Here is a 17,576-nt window from a genome sequence, read left to right as displayed (position 1 = left end):
TGGTGGAGCGGATCTTCACGGACAAGGGACGGGGTGTCCGGGAGCCACCGGTGCCACCCGACGCTGTGCCGGGCCGTCGATGATACGGGAGCCGCCGGGGGCGGGTCAGTCGCGGGGGAACTTGTCGGTGGAGATCGTCAGGCCGAGCGGAGTGCAGGTGAGGTCGATCGGGTCGCCGAAGTCGACAGTGACCTCGCTCCGGTAGGCGTCGGCCTTCGGGGAGGTGAATACGTGGCACTGCGCGGCGTACGGGTCGACGATCACGTAGACGGGTACGTCCGCCTCGGCGTACGTCTGCTTCTTGGGTCCGTAATCGTTGACCGCGGTCCCTTGAGAAATGACCTCTACGACGAGTTCCACGTCGGAGGGAGAGAACCTTCCCTTGCCGTTGGGCGTCGCCTCATCGGCGATCTTCGCGAGATCGGGGCAGAACCCGTTCATATACCCAGGGAAGTCAATACGCACATCGGAGGCGATATGGGCGTCCTCACCGAAGTGATCCTCCAGCTGGCGCAACACCCTCCGGATGACGTTCCAGTGCGTGTAACGCTGCGGCGACATGTGGACGACCCCCCGAATGACCTCGGCCCTGTATCCCTCGGGGACCGGCTCCAGCTGGTCGAACAGATCATCCAGGCTGAACCCATTGTTGTCGGTCACGGCGATCCTGTCCGTCAGTTCGACTGTCATCGTGCCGCTCCTCCCCTCCCGCGCGTACATACGCGCAGCCGCACGGTTAAACGATAAACGCGGGCCCGGGACACGGCCTGTCCCGGAACCCGCGTCGTGCGCGGAGATCAGCCCAGCGACGTCATCACGTGCTTGATCCGCGTGTAGTCCTCGAACCCGTACGCCGACAGGTCCTTCCCGTAGCCGGACTTCTTGAAGCCGCCGTGCGGCATCTCGGCGACCAGCGGGATGTGGGTGTTGATCCACACGCAGCCGAAGTCGAGCTTCTTGGACATCCGCATGGCGCGCGCGTGGTCCTTCGTCCACACCGACGAGGCCAGGGCGTACTCGACGCCGTTGGCGTGGGCGACGGCCTGGTCCTCGTCCGTGAAGGACTGGACGGTGATGACCGGGCCGAAGACCTCGTTCTGGATGATCTCGTCGTCCTGCTGAAGGCCGGAGACGACGGTCGGGGCGTAGAAGTAGCCCTTGTCGCCGACCCGGTGGCCGCCGGCCTCGACCTTGGCGTGGGCGGGGAGGCGGTCGATGAAGCCGGCCACCTGCTTCAGCTGGTTGGCGTTGTTGAGCGGGCCGTAGAGGACGTCCTCGTCGTCCGGCTGCCCGGTCTTCGTGTCGGCCGCGGCCTTGGCGAGCGCGGTGACGAACTCGTCGTGGACGGACTCGTGGACGAGCACACGGGTGGCGGCCGTACAGTCCTGGCCGGCGTTGAAGTAGCCGGCGACGGCGATGTCCTCGACGGCCTTGGCCAGGTCGGCGTCCTCGAAGACGACGACGGGCGCCTTGCCGCCGAGCTCCAGGTGGACGCGCTTGACGTCCTTGGCCGCCGACTCGGCGACCTGCTGGCCGGCGCGGACGGAGCCGGTGACCGAGGCCATGGCGGGCACCGGGTGCTCGACCATCAGCCGGCCGGTGTCGCGGTCGCCGCAGACGACGTTGAAGACGCCCTTGGGGTGACCCAGCTCCTCCAGCACCCCGCCGATGATCTCGGCGAGCAGGACCGTGGAGGCGGGGGTGGTGTCGGAGGGCTTGAGGACGACGGTGTTGCCCGCGGCGAGCGCCGGGGCGAACTTCCAGACGGCCATCATCATCGGGTAGTTCCAGGGGGCGACCTGGGCGCAGACGCCCACCGGCTCGCGCCGGATGATGGAGGTCATGCCCTCCATGTACTCGCCGGCCGAGCGGCCCTCCAGCAGCCGGGCGGCGCCCGCGAAGAAGCGGATCTGGTCCACCATCGGCGGGACCTCTTCGCTGCGGGTGAGGGCCAGCGGCTTGCCGGTGTTCTCCGACTCGGCGGCGATCAGGTCCTCGGCGCGTGCCTCGATCGCGTCGGCGATCTTGAGCAGGGCCTTCTGGCGCTCGGCCGGGACGAGGTCGCGCCACGCGGGGAAGGCGGCCTCGGCGGCGGCCATCGCGGCGTCCACGTCGGCGGCCCCGGAGAGCGGGGCGGTGGCGTACGCCTCGCCCGTGGCCGGATTGACCACCTCGGTGGTCCGCCCGTCCGCGGCGTCCCGGAACTCCCCGTTGATGTAGTTACGCAAACGGCGCGGCTCGGTGGTCACGGTGTGCACCTCTCCTGTGAGATGTCCGACGGGTGAGACGCCCAGCCTAGCCAGGAGGGCCACGCTTTCGATATACCCAACGGTCAGGCACAACGGAATCAGTTATTCAGGGCACCTTACACAACGGATTTCATCGCCCGAAGCTTGTCATACAGCGGAGTCCTCATGCAGAGTGGATCCGTGGCCACCCGTAGCGCAGACCCGAAGGGCGCCGACAGCGCCCCGCCCCTCGACGCCGTCTCCCTGGCGATCATCGAACAGCTCCAGGAGGACGGGCGCCGGCCCTACGCGGCGATCGGCAAGGCCGTGGGGCTGTCGGAGGCGGCCGTCCGGCAGCGCGTGCAGAAGCTGCTGGACCAGGGCGTGATGCAGATCGTCGCCGTCACCGACCCGCTCACCGTGGGCTTCCGGCGGCAGGCGATGGTGGGCATCAACGTCGACGGGGACCTCGATCCGGTCGCCGACGCCCTGACCGCGATGGACGAGGTGGAGTACGTCGTGGTGACGGCGGGCTCGTTCGACCTGCTCATCGAGATCGTCTGCGAGGACGACGACCACCTCCTCGACGTGATCAACAAGCGGATCCGCACCCTGCCCGGTGTGCGCTCCACGGAGAGCTTCGTCTACCTCAAGCTCCGCAAACAGACCTATACATGGGGAACCCGATAGCCGTGAGCAAGGACCATTCCCAGACGGCGTACGACCACCTGTGGATGCACTTCACCCGCATGTCGTCGTACGAGAACGCCCCCGTGCCCACCATCGTGCGCGGCGAGGGCACATACATCTACGACGACCGGGGCAAGCGCTACCTCGACGGGCTCGCCGGGCTGTTCGTGGTCCAGGCGGGGCACGGCCGCGCCGAGCTGGCGGAGGCCGCCCACAAGCAGGCGCAGGAGCTGGCCTTCTTCCCGGTGTGGAGCTACGCGCACCCCAAGGCGGTCGAACTGGCCGAGCGGCTGGCCCACTACGCGCCCGGGGACCTCAACAAGGTCTTCTTCACCACGGGCGGCGGCGAGGCCGTCGAGACTGCGTGGAAGCTGGCCAAGCAGTACCACAAGCTCACCGGCAACCACACCAAGTACAAGGTGATCTCCCGGGCCGTCGCGTACCACGGCACCCCGCAGGGCGCTCTGTCCATCACCGGACTCCCCGCTCTCAAGGCCCCGTTCGAACCCCTGGTCCCCGGCGCCCGCAAGGTGCCCAACACCAACTTCTACCGGGCGCCCGTCCACGGCGACGACCCGGAGGCGTTCGGCCGCTGGGCCGCCGACCAGATCGAGCAGCAGATCCTCTTCGAGGGCCCGGACACCGTCGCCGCCGTCTTCCTGGAGCCGGTGCAGAACGCGGGCGGCTGCTTCCCGCCGCCGCCCGGGTACTTCCGGCGGGTGCGCGAGATCTGCGACCAGTACGACGTGCTGCTCGTCTCGGACGAGGTCATCTGCGCGTTCGGCCGGCTCGGGACGATGTTCGCGTGCGACAAGTTCGGCTACGTCCCGGACATCATCACCTGCGCCAAGGGCATGACGTCGGGCTACTCCCCCATCGGCGCGGCCGTCATCTCCGACCGGATCGCCGAGCCGTTCTTCAAGGGGAAGAACACCTTCCTGCACGGCTACACCTTCGGCGGCCACCCCGTCTCGGCGGCGGTCGCCCTCGCCAACCTCGACCTCTTCGAGCGCGAGGGCCTCAACCAGCACGTGCTGGACAACGAGTCGTCCTTCCTCGGCACCCTCTCGAAACTGCACGACCTGCCGATCGTCGGCGATGTGCGCGGCAACGGCTTCTTCTACGGCATCGAGCTGGTGAAGGACAAGGCCACCAAGGAGTCGTTCACGCCGGAGGAGTGCGAGCGGCTGCTCTACGGCTTCGTGTCCAAGGGGCTGTTCGAGAACGGCCTCTACTGCCGGGCCGACGACCGCGGCGACCCGGTCGTCCAGCTGTCCCCGCCGCTGATCGCCGGTCAGGACACCTTCGACGAGATCGAGCAGATCCTCCGCGGCGTCCTCACGGAGGCGTGGACGCGGATCTGACGCGCACGGCCCGCCGACGGCCCGCGCCCGCCACATCGGCGGCGGGCGCGGGCCGTTCGGACCCGTTTCGGGCCCGTTTCAGACCCGCTTGAGGAGGAACCACAGCTCCATCCGGACGTCCGCGTCCCCGAGGTCGGCGTCGAGCAGCGCCGCCGCGCGGGCCACGCGCTGCCGGACGGTGTTGCGGTGCACGCCGAGCGCCGTCGCCGACCGGTCCCAGCTCCCGTGCACGGACAGCCAGGTGCGTACCGTCTCCACCAGTTCGGGGCGGTCCTCCAGCGGCGCGAGCGCGGACCGGGCCAGGGCCCGCGCCTCCTCCTCGTCCACCAGGGACGCCAGCCCGGCCCCGCCGTCCGCCCGGTGCCGGACGAGCGGCACGCGCTCCGCCAGCGCGCGGCGGAGGGCGCGCGCCGCGTCGGCGCTCCCCTCCACGAGGCGGTCCGCGTCGACGGGCCCGGCCGTGCCCAGCGTCCAGCCCTGCTGTGCCCGGACCTCCGTGCCCTCGGGCACGAGCGCGCGGAGCCCGTCCCCGTCGAGGCCGATCAGCTCCGTCCCCAGCCCGGCGGCGAGGGCGCCCGCGGCGAGCGGCCCGGCGGCCTCCTCGGTTCCGCGGCCCCTGCGCCGCCCGTGGACGACGGTCCACCGCCCGGTGCCGTCGCCCAGCAGCCCCGCCACGCCGGCCGCGTCCTCCCCCAGCAGCAGCCGGACGAGCGCCGCCGTGCGCCCGGCGGCGTCGGCGGCCGGGCGGTCGGCGGTCAGCAGGGAGAGCAGGACGACGGCGACGCCGGCGATGGCGGTGTCCGCCGGGTCGCGGCGCGGGACGCTCAGGCCGAGGGCGGCCCGCGCCGGGCCGGAGGGCCGTGATCCGCCCAGTCCGTAGGCGCTCAGGTGGAGTCCGTCCACCGTGCGGGCGGCGGAGGACAGTCCGGGCCGCAACCGGCCGGCCAGCCGGGCGAGCGAGGCGCGGACGGCGGGCGGCGGGGCGGTCCCGGCCGTCAGGGCCTCGGTGCCGTCGGGGGCGTAGAGGGCGGTCCAGCCGCCGAGGTGGGAGGCGAGCCGGGAGAGCACGGCGGGCACGGGGTGCGGCCGGGCCGCGGCGGCGGTCAGGGCCTGCTGGGCCTCCGCGAGCCGGTGCAGCCCCTGGTGGCGCAGGGCGGCGGCGGTGCGCCCCATGGCGCGGGCCACGGCGGTGAACGGCGTCGGCTCGGGGACCTCCACGAGCCGCAGGCCGCGCCGTTCGCACGCCGCGGCGAGGCCGGGCGGGACGGCGGTGTGCACGGGCGCGACGCCGAAGCCGAGCGCGGCCGCCCCCGCCTCGACGGTCCGCGCGGCGTAGCGGTCCCAGTACGCGTCCGCGTCCCGCGCCGGTGCGGCGACGCCGGCGCTCAACAGCAGCTCGCCGCCGAGGAGATAGGGCACCGGGTCGGCCATCTCGCTGGTGTGCACGGCGTGCACGAGCGTGTCGGCGGCCGGCCCGGCGACCTGCCGGAGGCCCAGGTCGGGGAGGCCGAGCAGGGTGGAGAGCGGAACCGGGACGACCGGTGGCAGCGGTTCGTGCAACAAGATCTCCCCCATGGACGATCCGCACCGTGCGGAGCCGGCGGATGGAGGAAACGTACACTTCACTCCCGCCTCACAGGAAGCCTAGGGTCACGGACACCCCACCGACCTCAGCTGTGAGGAGCGCCATGTCCGTCGTCGACTACGCGGTGATCGTCGTCTACCTCGCGGGCATGCTCGCCATGGGCTGGTGGGGAATGCGCCGTTCCACCACCGCCGGGGACTTCCTCGTCGCCGGGCGCCGCCTGGGCCCGGCCCTCTACTCGGGCACGATGGCCGCGATCGTGCTCGGCGGCGCGTCCACCATCGGCGGGGTGGGCCTGGGCTACCGGTACGGCCTGTCGGGCGCCTGGATGGTCTTCACCATCGGCCTGGGCCTGCTGGCGCTCAGCGTCTTCTTCTCCGCCCGGATCTCCCGGCTTCGGGTCTACACCGTCAGCCAGATGCTGGACCTGCGCTACGGCGGCACCTCGGGCGTCATCTCCGGCGTCGTCATGTGGGCCTACACCCTGATGCTCGCCGTCACCTCCACCATCGCCTACGCCACCATCTTCGACGTGGTCTTCGGCCTCGACCGCGCGCTGGCGATCCTCATCGGCGGGGCGATCGTGGTGTGTTACTCGACGCTCGGCGGCATGTGGTCCATCACGCTGACGGACATGGTCCAGTTCGTGGTGAAGACGGTGGGCGTGCTGCTGGTCCTCCTCCCGGTCGCGGTGATCAAGGCGGGCGGCTTCGCGGCGATGCGGGACGAGCTGCCGGGCGGCTACTTCTCGCCCACGAGCATCGGCGCGCAGACGGTCTTCACCTACGTGCTGGTCTACTCGTTCGGCATGCTGATCGGACAGGACATCTGGCAGCGCGTCTTCACCGCCCGCGACGACCGGACGGCCCGCCTCGGCGGCACGGCGGCCGGCACGTACTGCCTGCTGTACGCCATCGGAGGCGCGGCCATCGGCACGGCGGCCCGCGTGCTCTACCCCGACCTCGGCAGCCCGGACGACGCGTTCGCGACGATCGTGCGGGACACCCTGCCGCTCGGCCTGAAGGGCCTGGTCCTGGCGGCCGCCCTGTCGGCCGTCATGTCGACGTCCTCCGGCGCCCTGATCGCCTGCGCCACGGTGGCCCGCAACGACATCTGGAACCGGCTGCGCGGCGGCGGCGCCCCGGGCGGCGAGGCCCACGAGGCCGACGAGGTGCGCGGCAACCGGCTGTTCATCCTCCTGATGGGCGCCGCCGTGATCGCCGTCGCCCTCTCCCTCGACGACGTGGTCCAGGCCCTGACGCTCGCCTACGACCTGCTCGTCGGCGGCCTCCTCGTCCCGGTCCTCGGCGGCCTGCTGTGGCGGCGCGGCACCGGCGCCGGGGCGCTGGCGGCCATCATCACCGGCGGCGCCACCGTCCTGGCGCTGATCGGCTGGCTGGGCATCATGGCCAACGAGCCCATCCTGTACGGGCTGCTCGCCTCGCTCACCGCCTACGTGGTCGTCAGCCTGGCGACCGAGCGGACGGACGCGGCGGTCCTGGAGACCTGGCAGCGGCGCCTGGCGGGCGAGGGATCACCCGTCTGACGGGACGGCTCCCCCTCACCCCTCCCCCTCCCCCACGAAAGGCACACCCCCATGAACCCCGCCCCGCGCACCGGTGGCGACCTCGTCCTCGAATCGCTCGGCGTCCTCGGCGCCACCACCGTCTTCGGTCTGCCCGGGCAGCACGCCCTCGCCCTGTTCGACGCGCTGCGCCGGTCCCCGCTGGACTACGTCGGTCTCCGCGTCGAGAACAACGCGGGCTTCGCCGCCGACGCGCACGCCCGCGTGACCGGCCGCGTCACCCCCCTCCTCGTCTCCACCGGCCCCGGCGCCCTGCTGACGCTCGCCGCCCTCCAGGAGGCGGCCGCCGCGTCCGCGCCCGTGCTCGGCATCTCCAGCCAGGTCCCGGTGGCGGGCCTGGGCGGCGGCCGCAAGGGGTACCTGCACGAACTCCGCGACCAGGCGGCCTCCTTCCGCGACGTCGTCAAGAGCGTGCACACCGTCCGTACCGCCTCGCAGATCCCCTCCGCGCTCGCCGACGCCTGGCGCTCCGCGCTGGAGGCCCCGGCCGGGCCGGTGTGGGTGGAGATCCCGCAGGACGTGCTGGCGGCCCCCGTCACCGTCCCGCCGGTGCGCGCGCTGGACGGGCGCCCGCGGGCGCTGCTGCCGCGGCGCGAGCTGATCGAGGAGGCCACGGCGCTCCTGGACGCGGCGGAGCGGCCGGTGATCCTCGCGGGCGGCGGTGTGGTGCGCGCCGGAGCGCAATCCGCGCTGCGGACGCTGGCGGAGCGGCTGGACGCACCGGTGGCCACCACCTTCGGCGGCAAGGGCGCGTTCCCGTGGGAGCACCCGCTGTCGCTGCGGTCGTGGCTGGAGGACCGGCACACCACCGACTTCCTGGAGGAGGCCGACGTCCTGCTCGTCGCCGGCTCCGGACTCGGCGAACTGTCCACCAACTACGGCACGTTCCGGCCGCGCGGCCGGATCGTCCAGATCGAGGCGGACGCGGCCGCCCTGGAGTCGAACCACCCGGCCCTCGGCATCCACGCCGACGCGGCCCCCGCGCTGGACGCGCTGGCGGCGTCCGTCGCCCCGCGCCCGCCGGGCGGGGGCGCCGCGGCCGCCCGCGGGCTGCTGGACCGCGTCCACGCGCGGCTCGCGGCCCAGGACCTCGGAACCGAGCGGGCGGTGCTCGCCGCCGTCCGGGCCGCGCTGCCCGACGACGCGCCGAGCTTCTGGGACATGACGATCCTCGGCTACTGGGCCTGGTCCGCCTTCGACCCCCGCACCGGCCCGTTCCACTCGGCCCAGGGCGCCGGCGGCCTGGGCTACGGCTTCCCGGCCGCGCTGGGGGCCGCGGCGGCCGACCGGACCCGCCCGGTCCTGGCCGTCTCCGGCGACGGCGGCGCCCTCTACTCGATCGCCGAGCTCGCCACCGCCCGGCAGTACGGCCTGCCGGTCACCTGGCTGATCGTCGACGACGGCGGCTACGGCATCCTGCGCGAGTACATGACCGACGCGTACGGCGAGGCCACCGGGACCGAGCTCGCCCGCCCCGACTTCGTGGCCCTCGCCGAGTCCTTCGGCGTCCCCGCCGTGCGCAGCGCCCCGGACCGGCTGCGGGCGGACCTGTCCGCCGCGCTCCGCGCGCCCGGCCCGTCCGTGGTGGTGCTACCGGCCGTACTCCGGATGTTCGCGCCCACCCACCGGTAGCCCCGCGCCCCTTCCGCACCTGCACACCCTCTTCGCACCCTCGCGCCATGAGCCCGATGGGAGGAAAGTGGACCTCTCCTGGACCACTCCCGCGCCGAGCCTGGACCGGGGCTAGGATCCCCGTTCCGTACGGTGCCAGTGACCCAATGGCCCCCGGTTCGTTCACCCGGACAGGGGAACGGACCCTCCAGCGACCCGAGGTGTGCTCGAAATGGTGGCCCCGCCGGACAACGACGTGCTCTGGGCACGCGGCCTGCACTACTCCTACAACGGTTCCCCCGCCCTCGCAGGCGTGTCCATCGGTATCCGCGAGGGCGAGGTCCTCGCGGTCACCGGGCCGCGCGGCGCGGGGAAGACCACCCTCCTCCGGTGCCTCTCCGGCCAGCTGGTGCCGGACTCCGGCGAGGTGTGGTTCAACAGCGCCCCCGTGCACACCCTGTCCCGGCCGGCGCGCGAACGGCTGCGCCGAGAGCGGTTCGGCTGGATCGACAGCGCCCCGCACCTGGTGCCGGAGCTGACCGGCTGGGAGAACGCCGCCCTGCCGCTGCTGGCCCGGGGCGCCGCCCACCGCGCCGCCAAGCAGGCCGCCGCGGAGTGGCTGGAGCGCCTCGACGTCGGCGACTGCGCGCGCAAGCGGCCGACCGCGCTCTCCCGGGCACAGTGCCAGCGGATCTCCATCGCCCGCGCCCTGGCCTGCGAGCCGACCGTCGTCTTCGCCGACGACCCGACCGCGCCGCTGCACAGCGCCGACCGGGCCCAGGTCCTGCGCACGCTCACCACCGCCGCCCGCTCGCACCACATCACGGTGGTCCTCGCGACGCTGGACGACGAGGGCGCCTCGCTCGCCGACCGGAGCGTCGGCCTCGTCGACGGCCGCCGGGGCGGCGCCATCCCCGCACCGGACGCGCCCGAAGGGGAGGGCAGGGCCGCGTGCTCAGTCTCCGCCTAGCGCGCGGCGCGCATCCGCTCGTCCTCCTGCGGCGCGTCCTGGTCGCGGTCGCCGCCGCGGGCGCCGGCTTCCTGCTGCTCTGCGCCCTGGGGTACGCGGTGGCGCACCCCAAGCAGCCCGAGGAGTCGGTCGTACGGCTGCTGTGGTGCGCGGTCCCGTGCGCGGCGGTCGCGCAGTTCGCCCTGGCGGTGGCGCGGACGGACCCGGCCACCCGGCCGCGGGACGGGCTGGACGCCGTCGGCCTGGGCCCCGTGCGGCTCACCCTGCTCGCGGCCGCCTCGACGGCCGTCTCGTGCGGCCTCGGCAGCGGCGCCGCCCTGCTGGTCTACCTGGAGCTGCGGGGCGACCTCGGCGGCACCCCGCTGAGCGGCTCCGCGTCCGGGCTGCTGGACGGCGGCCACGCCCTGCCGTGGGCGGCGACCGTGACGCTGCTCGGCCTGCTGCCCGCCGTGAGCGCCGGGGTGTGCGCCCTCGTCCTGCGCCCGCGCGAGGCGCGCAGGCGCCCCGCGCACGCCCCGGAGGAGGCCGAGGACGTCCCCGCGCCGCCGCGGCCCGCGGCGGCCCGGCCCTCGTACGCCGGTCTCCCGTGGGGCATCGCCGTCATCGCGTCGGGCCTCGCCCTGGTGGCGTACGTCGGCCACGCGCCCGTCCCCGAGCCGGGCCGCCTCCTGGCGCTCCCCGGCCAGGACGGCGGGGCCTCCCCCGGCCTCCTCGGCGGCTGGCTGCTCGCCTCGCTGGGCCTGGTCCTGGCCGGTCCCGGGCTGACGCACTGGTGCGGGGTGGCGCTGGCGGCGGGGCGTCCCGGGCCGGTGCGGATGCTGGCCGGGCGCACCCTCCAGGACACGGCGACGCGCCTCGGGCGGCCCCTGGGCGTGCTCTGCGCGGTCGCCGCCGGCGCCCTGGCCGCCGCCGAGCTCTACGGAGTGGCCTGGGAGTCCTCGGGCCCCCGGCCGTTCGGCCCGCTCACCGGGCTCGGCGCCGCCGTGGTCATGGCCTGTGCCACCGCCACGGCCATCACCGCGGCCCTCGACACCCGGCAGGTGCGCTCCGACACCACCGCCGCGCTGCTCCGCCTCGGCATCCCGGGCTCGCTGCTGCGCGGCGCGGCGGCCGTACGGGCGGCGGTGCTGATCGCCGTGCTGGCCCCGCTGACCTGGGTGATCGCCGAACTCGCGGCGCTGCCGCTGACGAGGTGAGGGTCTGCCCGGCCGTCAAGGGGCGTGCGGCGACGGCCGTGCGCCCCTCTACCATGAGCCGGAAGCGCTCTGGCACGGGCCTTGCGCGCCGCCTTCTGCCCTCCTTTTTTTGACCAGTTCTTGACCCAAAGCAACTTCGGCGCCGCGTTGAACGTCTGGATCAGGAGCAGGCGGTTCATTGGCGAACGGAGCAATTGGTGATCATCGGCCTTGTGACGGCTGTCGCGGCCTCGGCGTGCTACGGCACGGGTTCGGTCCTGCAAGCGGTGGGATCGCGCAAATCCGCACTCAAGGAGGCGACGTCGACCGGCGACGCGGGGGTGACCCAGCACGGCGGCCCCAGTCTGTCCTCCACCGCCAAGGCCGCGGTGACCTGGGAGTTCATGGTCGGCACCGTCCTCGACTTCCTCGGCTTCGGCCTCGGCGCCCTCGCGGCGCGCATGCTGCCGCTCTTCCTCTCCCAGACGGTCATCAGCGCCAACCTCATCGTCACCGCCCTGCTCAGCATCAAGCTGCTCGGCATCCGGCTCAAGCGCCCGGAGTGGGCGTCCATAGCCGTCGTCTGCGCCGCCCTGGTCCTGCTGGCGACCGCCGCCGGCCACGAGGGCAGCGGTGAGACCGCCCGGTCCACCCACTGGTGGCTGCTGATCATCTCCATCGTGCTGATGGCCGGCGGCACGGTGGCCGTGCGCCTGATGGGCTCCAACGCCGCCATCCTCGCCGGTCTGCTCTCCGGCCTCGGCTTCGGCGCGATCGGCGTCGGCGTCCGCATCCTCGACGGCATCGACCCCTTCGACATCCCCACGATGCTCGCCGACCCGGCGCTCTACGCCATCCTCATCTCCGGCAGCATCGGCATGTACCTGCACACGGTGGCCCTCCAGATCGGCTCCGTGAACGGCGCGACGGCGGCCCTCGTCGTCGGCGAGACGATCCTGCCCGGCGTCATCGGCGTCCTCCTGCTCGGGGACGCCTCCCGCCACGGCTTCGCCTGGGTGGCCGTCCTCGGCTTCGTCCTCGCGGTGGCGGGAGCGGTCGCGGTGGCCTGGTTCGGTGAGCCGGACAGCCATGGGGCGGCGCCGGCGGCGGAGAAGGAACCCCAAGTCAGCCCGGTGAGCTGAACGAGAAGCGCCGGGCGGGCAGTTCAGCCCGTCCGGCGTTTGAGGACGCCGCGCGCAGCGCGGCTCAGGGGTCCGGGCCCTCCCGGGAAACCGGGGGCACCTCCCAGCGGTAGCTGGGGGAGAAAGGGCGGGTGTGGGGAACCCTCACCCGCCCAGCACCACCACCTCGCCCACGTCGAACGTGACCCCCACCCGCTCACCCACCTCGGGCGCCTCCCCGAGCGCACAGGTCGCCTCCAGCCCCGGCCCCTCCTCCGGCCGCAGCGACACCGCGACATGGTCGCCCCGGAACGTCCGCCCGGCCACAGCACACGGCAACCCCGCCGCCTCCGCCACCAGCCGCACCCCACCGGGCCGCACGAGCAGCCGGCACTCCCCGTCGGGCGTGCCCGCCGGCACCGGCACCTTCCCCCACACCGTGTCCGCCCGCCCGCCGGCCACCGTCGCCGCCACGACGTTGTCGAAGCCGAGGAACCGGGCCACGAACTCCGAGGCCGGCTGCCGCCAGACCTCCAGCGGTGTCCCCGCCTGGGCGATCCGCCCGTCCCTCATCACCACCACCCGGTCGGCGAGCGCGAACGCCTCGCCCTGGTCATGGGTGACCGCCAGCACGGTGGTGCCCAGCCGCGCGAAGAGCTGCCGCAGCTCGGCCACGAGCCGCTCGCGCAGGCTCCGGTCGAGCTGGCCGAGCGGCTCGTCGAGCATCAGCAGCCGGGGGCTCGGGGCGAGCGCCCGCGCCAGGGCGACGCGCTGCTGCTCGCCGCCGGACAGGGCCGCCACCGCGCGCCGCTCGGCGCCCGGGAGGCCCACCAGGTCGAGGAGTTCGGCGACCCGGCGCGCCGCCTCGGCCCGCCCCGCGCCGCGGGTGCGCAGCCCGAAGGCGACGTTGGAGCCGACGTCCCGCTGCGGGAACAGCTGGTGGTCCTGGAACATCAGCCCCAGGCCGCGCCGGTGCACGGGGACGCCGCCCTGGTCCTCGCCGTCCAGGAACACCCGTCCGGCGGCGGTCCGTTGCAGCCCGGCAACCACCCGCAGCAGCGTGGACTTGCCGCTGCCGCTGGGGCCGAGGACGCACACGACCTCGTGCTCGGCGACCTCCAGGTCCACCGCGTCCAGCACGGTCCGGTCGCCGAACCGGACGGTGACGCCTTCGAGGCGCAGCATCAGAACTCCCCCGTACGGTCGGTGCGGACACGCTCCAGCACCAGCAGCGCCGCGGCGCACACCAGCATCAGGATCGTGCTCAGGGCCATCGCCTGCCCGTAGTTGAGCTCCCCGGGCCGGCCGAGCAGCCGGGCGACGGCCACCGGGAGCGTGGGGCCGTCGGGCCGGGCGATGAAGACGGTCGCCCCGAACTCGCCCAGGGACACGGCGAACGCGAAGCCCGCCGCCACCGCCAGCGCCCGGCCGACCATCGGCAGGTCGACCTCCCGCCAGGCCCGCAGCGGGGAGGCGCCGAGCACCGCCGCGGCCTCCCGCAGCCGCGGGTCGACCGCGCGCAGCACCGGCAGCATCGTCCGCACCACGAACGGCACCCCGACCAGCGCCTGGGCGAGCGGCACCAGGATCCAGGAGGTGCGCAGGTCCAACGGCGGCTCGTCCAGGGCGATCAGGAATCCGAAGCCCACGGTGACGGCCGACGTGCCCAGCGGCAGCATCAGCAGCGCGTCGAAGCCCCGGACCAGCCGGCCCTCCCGCCGGGTGAGCGCGGCGGCGGCCAGGCCGCCGATGACGACCGCGATCGCGGTGGCGGCCAGGCCGTACGCGAGCGAGTTGCCGATCGCCTCCAGCGGGGCGACGCCGAGCGTGCCCCCGTCGTCCCCGGCCGAGGCCAGCGCGCGGTAGAAGACCGTCCCGTAGCCGTCGGGCCCGTCGAAGGACCGCTGGACGAGCACCGCGAGCGGCAGCAGGATCAGCAGCGCGACGACGGCCAGGACGGCCGCCAGCAGCCCCCACTGCGCCGCCCCCTGCGGCCGGCGCGCGGTGCGGCGCGCGTCCACCAGGCGCAGGACGGACTCCCGGCGCCGCACGCTCCAGGCGTGCACCACGAGCAGCGCGGCCACGGCGGCGAACTGCACGAGGGTGAGCACGGCGGCGGTCGGCAGGTCGAGCAGTTCGGCGGTCTGCCGGTAGATCTCCACTTCCAGCGTCGCGTACTTGGGGCCGCCGAGGATCTGGACGGCGCCGAAGGAGGTGAAGGTGAACAGGAAGACCATCAGGGCCGCGGCGGCCACGGCCGGGCCGAGGGCGGGCAGGGTGACCTTCCGCCAGGCGGCGAACCTGCCTGCGCCGAGCACCCGCGCGGCCTCCTCCTGGCGGGGGTCGAGCTGGCCCCAGAGGCTGCCGACGGTCCGGACGACCACGGCGTAGTTGAAGAAGACGTGGGCGAGCAGGATCGCCCAGACCGAGGTGTCGAGCCGGACGCCCCACAGCTCGTCGAGCAGCCCGCGCCGCCCGAGCAGCGCCAGGAAGGCCGAGCCGGCGACGACGGTGGGCAGCACGAACGGGACGGTGACCACCGCCCTCAGCAGCCCCTTGCCGGGGAAGTCGAAGCGCGCGAAGACATACGCGCCGGGGAGCGCGAGCACCAGCGTGAGCGCCGTGGAGGCGGCCGCCTGCCAGGTGGTGAACCAGAGGACATGCGCGGTCGCCGGGTCGGTGATCACCTCGCCGATCCGGCCGAACCGCCACTGCCCGTCCGTCTTCAGCCCCCGCGAGACGATCGCGGCGACCGGGTAGGCGAAGAAGAGCCCGAAGAAGGCGAACGGCACGGCCATCAGCCCGAGCCGGACGCCCGTCCCCCGGGGTCCGCGGTCCTTCGGGGCGGCTACTTCAGGACGATCGAGGACCATGCCTTGACCCACTGGTCACGGTTCTTCGCGATCTTCTCGGGGGCGAGCGTCTGCGGAGCGTCGACCTTGGCGCCGTACGTGGTGAACAGCTCGGGCAGCGCGGCGTCCTTCACCACCGGCTTGACGTACATGGTGAGCGGCATGTCCTCCTGGAACCGCTTGCTCAGCAGGAAGTCCAGCAGCGCCTTGCCGCCCTTGGTGTTCTTCGCGCCCTTCAGCAGACCCGCGTACTCGGTCTGCCGGAAGCAGGTGCCGGTCGCGACGCCGGTCGGCGCCTCGTCCGCCTTCGGCCGCGGCTTCATGTCCTTGACCTCGGCCGGCGGGCTGGAGGCGTAGGAGACGACGAGCGGCCGGTCGCCCTTGGCCTTGCGGCCCGCGGCGGAGCCGGAGAAGCGGTCGTTGTACGCCTGCTCCCAGCCGTCGACGACCTCGACGCCGTTGTCCTTGAGCTTCTTCCAGTAGTCCTGCCAGCCGTCGTCCCCGTACTTGGCGACGGTCGCGAGCTGGAAGGCGAGGCCCGGGGAGGAGGTGGCGGCGTTCTCGGTGACCAGGAGGCCCTTGTACGCGGGCTTCACCAGGTCGTCGAAGGTCTGCGGCGGGGCCAGCTTGTGGTCGGCGAAGTACGCGCGGTCGTAGTTGACGCAGATGTCACCGGTGTCGACCGGCGTCACCCGGTGCTCCGCGTCGTCCGCCCGGAACTCCCGCGGCACCCGGTCCAGGCCCTTGGCCTCGTACGACGCGAAGATCCCGTTGTCGAGCGCGCGGGACAGCAGCGTGTTGTCCACGCCGAAGAGCACGTCGCCCTGCGGGTGGCTCTTGGAGAGGATCGCCTGGTTCACGGCCCGCCCGGCGTCACCGCTCTTGAGCGTCTTGACCGTGTACCCGGTCTCCGCGGTGAACTGCTTCAGCACGTCCGGGGAGACGGCGAACGACTCGTGCGAGACGAGGGTGACCGTCTTGCCGCCGTCGGCCTCGTCCGAGCCGTCGGATCCGCCGCAGGCGGCGAGCGCCGGAAGGGCGAGCGCGGCGACGGCGGTGGCGCCCAGGGCACGCCGGAGGGTGGTGTTCATGGTCGGGCTGACTCCCTACGCCGGTACTAACCGGATCAGGTCCGAGGGTCTGCGGCCGGGCCGCACTCTCAGCGCTGTGTGCGCTCCCCTGTCGGATTGTTCATTTGTGCGAGCAGTGCGAGTGCACCGTATCAGTGCACCCGCCCGCCACCCGGACGCCGTCCGGGTCAGCGCTCGGTCGCCGCCAGCTGGCCGCAGGCGCCGTCGATCTCCTGGCCGCGCGTGTCCCGCACGGTCACCGGGACGCCGTGGGCCGCGATCGCCGCCACGAACGCCCGCTCGTCCTCCGGACGGGACGCCGTCCACTTCGACCCCGGGGTGGGGTTGAGCGGGATGAGGTTGACGTGCACCCGCTTGCCCTTGAGCAGCCGGCCGAGCAGGTCGCCGCGCCACGCCTGGTCGTTGATGTCCCTGATCAGGGCGTACTCGATGGAGATCCGGCGGCCGGACTTCTCGGCGTACTCCCACGCCGCGTCCAGGACCTCACGGACCTTCCAGCGGGTGTTCACCGGGACGAGGGTGTCCCGCAGCTCGTCGTCCGGCGCGTGCAGCGAGACCGCGAGGCGGCACTTGAAGCCCTCGTCGGCGAACCGGTGCATCGCGGGCACCAGGCCGACCGTGGACACCGTGATGCCGCGCTGCGACAGCCCCAGGCCGTCCGGCTCCGGGTCGGTCAGCCGGCGGATGGCGCCGACGACCCGCTTGTAGTTCGCCAGCGGCTCGCCCATGCCCATGAAGACGATGTTGGACAGCCGCGCCTGGCCGCCCGGGACCTCGCCGTCGCGCAGCGCCCGCATGCCGTCCACGATCTGGTGCACGATCTCGGCGGTCGACAGGTTGCGGTCCAGGCCCGCCTGGCCGGTGGCGCAGAACGGACAGTTCATGCCGCAGCCGGCCTGTGAGCTGATGCACATGGTGACCCGGTCGGGGTAGCGCATCAGCACCGACTCGACGAGCTTGCCGTCGTGCAGCCGCCAGAGGGTCTTGCGGGTGGTGTCGTCGTCGCACGAGATATGCCGCACCACACTCATCAGCTCCGGCAGCAGCTCCTCCGCGAGCTTCCCGCGGGCCGCGGCCGGGATGTCCGTCCACTGCGCCGGGTCGTGCGCGTAGCGCGCGAAGTAGTGCTGGGACAGCTGCTTCGCCCGGAACGGCTTCTCGCCGATGGCGGCGACGGCCTCCTTGCGCTCGGCGGGCGAGAGGTCGGCAAGGTGCCGCGGGGGCTTCTTGGCTCCGCGGGGGGCGACAAAAGTGAGTTCTCCGGGCTTAGGCATGATGGTTCAAGTGTCGCAGACGCGCGGACG

General features: G+C 73.2%; 14 protein-coding genes and 1 riboswitch. Of the genes, 7 read left to right on the top strand and 7 right to left on the bottom strand.

What is annotated here, in order from left to right; genetic code table 11:
• Positions 1-105: 105 nt before the first annotated feature.
• Positions 106-690: a Uma2 family endonuclease gene (locus HN013_RS26100; RefSeq protein WP_171170360.1), complete on the bottom strand. Its 585-nt coding sequence runs from the start codon at positions 688-690 to the stop codon at positions 106-108.
• 107 nt (positions 691-797) lie between these two features.
• Positions 798-2,249 carry a gamma-aminobutyraldehyde dehydrogenase gene (locus tag HN013_RS26095; protein WP_171170358.1) on the bottom strand — a complete coding sequence of 484 codons (1,452 nt, stop codon included), beginning with the start codon at positions 2,247-2,249 and terminating at the stop codon, positions 798-800.
• A gap of 165 nt (positions 2,250-2,414) precedes the next feature.
• On the opposite strand from HN013_RS26095, the gene HN013_RS26090 reads away from it, so the two are divergent.
• Together HN013_RS26090 and HN013_RS26085 are read left to right on the top strand one after the other, a co-directional pair.
• Positions 2,415-2,918 (top strand): Lrp/AsnC family transcriptional regulator, encoded by a 504-nt coding sequence (locus HN013_RS26090; RefSeq protein ID WP_171170356.1) that lies wholly within the window; start codon positions 2,415-2,417, stop codon positions 2,916-2,918.
• A complete protein-coding gene (locus HN013_RS26085) occupies positions 2,903-4,282 on the top strand; it encodes an aspartate aminotransferase family protein (protein WP_171170354.1) in 1,380 nt (459 codons plus the stop codon). The genes HN013_RS26090 and HN013_RS26085 overlap by 16 nt, the downstream gene beginning before the upstream one ends.
• 78 nt (positions 4,283-4,360) lie before the next feature.
• Here the strand turns inward: HN013_RS26085 and HN013_RS26080 are convergent, their stop codons facing one another.
• Complete coding sequence (locus tag HN013_RS26080; RefSeq protein ID WP_171170351.1) at positions 4,361-5,857, bottom strand: PucR family transcriptional regulator; 1,497 nt, start codon at positions 5,855-5,857, stop codon at positions 4,361-4,363.
• Positions 5,858-5,970: 113 nt separating this feature from the next.
• Between HN013_RS26080 and HN013_RS26075 the strand changes: the two genes are divergently transcribed.
• The 5 genes from HN013_RS26075 (at position 5,971) to HN013_RS26055 (ending at position 12,350) form a co-directional block, all read left to right on the top strand.
• Positions 5,971-7,413 carry a sodium:solute symporter gene (locus tag HN013_RS26075; protein WP_171170349.1) on the top strand — a complete coding sequence of 481 codons (1,443 nt, stop codon included), beginning with the start codon at positions 5,971-5,973 and terminating at the stop codon, positions 7,411-7,413.
• 51 nt (positions 7,414-7,464) lie between these two features.
• On the top strand, positions 7,465-9,084 hold the full coding sequence (locus HN013_RS26070) for a thiamine pyrophosphate-binding protein (protein WP_171170347.1): 1,620 nt from the start codon (positions 7,465-7,467) through the stop codon (positions 9,082-9,084).
• A 211-nt stretch (positions 9,085-9,295) separates the two neighbouring features.
• Positions 9,296-10,033, top strand: coding sequence for an ABC transporter ATP-binding protein (locus HN013_RS26065; protein ID WP_171170345.1), 738 nt, complete (start codon positions 9,296-9,298; stop codon positions 10,031-10,033).
• On the top strand, positions 10,015-11,229 hold the full coding sequence (locus HN013_RS26060) for a hypothetical protein (RefSeq protein ID WP_171170343.1): 1,215 nt from the start codon (positions 10,015-10,017) through the stop codon (positions 11,227-11,229). The genes HN013_RS26065 and HN013_RS26060 overlap by 19 nt, the downstream gene beginning before the upstream one ends.
• A gap of 197 nt (positions 11,230-11,426) precedes the next feature.
• Positions 11,427-12,350 (top strand): hypothetical protein, encoded by a 924-nt coding sequence (locus tag HN013_RS26055; protein WP_171170342.1) that lies wholly within the window; start codon positions 11,427-11,429, stop codon positions 12,348-12,350.
• A 144-nt stretch (positions 12,351-12,494) separates the two neighbouring features.
• On the opposite strand, the gene HN013_RS26050 is transcribed toward HN013_RS26055, so the two are convergent.
• The 4 genes from HN013_RS26050 to rlmN all read right to left on the bottom strand — a co-directional run bounded on the left by HN013_RS26050 (position 12,495) and on the right by rlmN (position 17,546).
• Complete coding sequence (locus tag HN013_RS26050; RefSeq protein ID WP_171170340.1) at positions 12,495-13,514, bottom strand: ABC transporter ATP-binding protein; 1,020 nt, start codon at positions 13,512-13,514, stop codon at positions 12,495-12,497.
• The gene (locus HN013_RS26045) at positions 13,514-15,127 is read right to left on the bottom strand and encodes an iron ABC transporter permease (RefSeq protein ID WP_171170407.1); all 1,614 of its coding nucleotides are present in this window, start codon (positions 15,125-15,127) and stop codon (positions 13,514-13,516) included. Before HN013_RS26045 ends, HN013_RS26050 begins: the two co-directional genes overlap by 1 nt.
• A 50-nt stretch (positions 15,128-15,177) precedes the next feature.
• On the bottom strand, positions 15,178-16,272 hold the full coding sequence (locus tag HN013_RS26040; RefSeq protein WP_171170338.1) for a thiamine ABC transporter substrate binding subunit: 1,095 nt from the start codon (positions 16,270-16,272) through the stop codon (positions 15,178-15,180).
• A riboswitch (TPP riboswitch) is annotated at positions 16,268-16,372 on the bottom strand. (Overlaps the previous gene by 5 nt.)
• Positions 16,373-16,439: 67 nt before the next feature.
• On the bottom strand, positions 16,440-17,546 hold the full coding sequence (rlmN, locus tag HN013_RS26035; RefSeq protein ID WP_171170336.1) for a 23S rRNA (adenine(2503)-C(2))-methyltransferase RlmN: 1,107 nt from the start codon (positions 17,544-17,546) through the stop codon (positions 16,440-16,442).
• Between the last annotated feature and the right edge of the window lie 30 nt (positions 17,547-17,576).

This window comes from Streptomyces sp. I05A-00742, assembly GCF_013055795.1.
Classification (GTDB): Bacteria; Actinomycetota; Actinomycetes; order Streptomycetales; family Streptomycetaceae; genus Streptomyces.
Note: the sequence above shows the minus strand (reverse complement) of the source record. Positions and strands in the feature narration are given on the sequence as shown.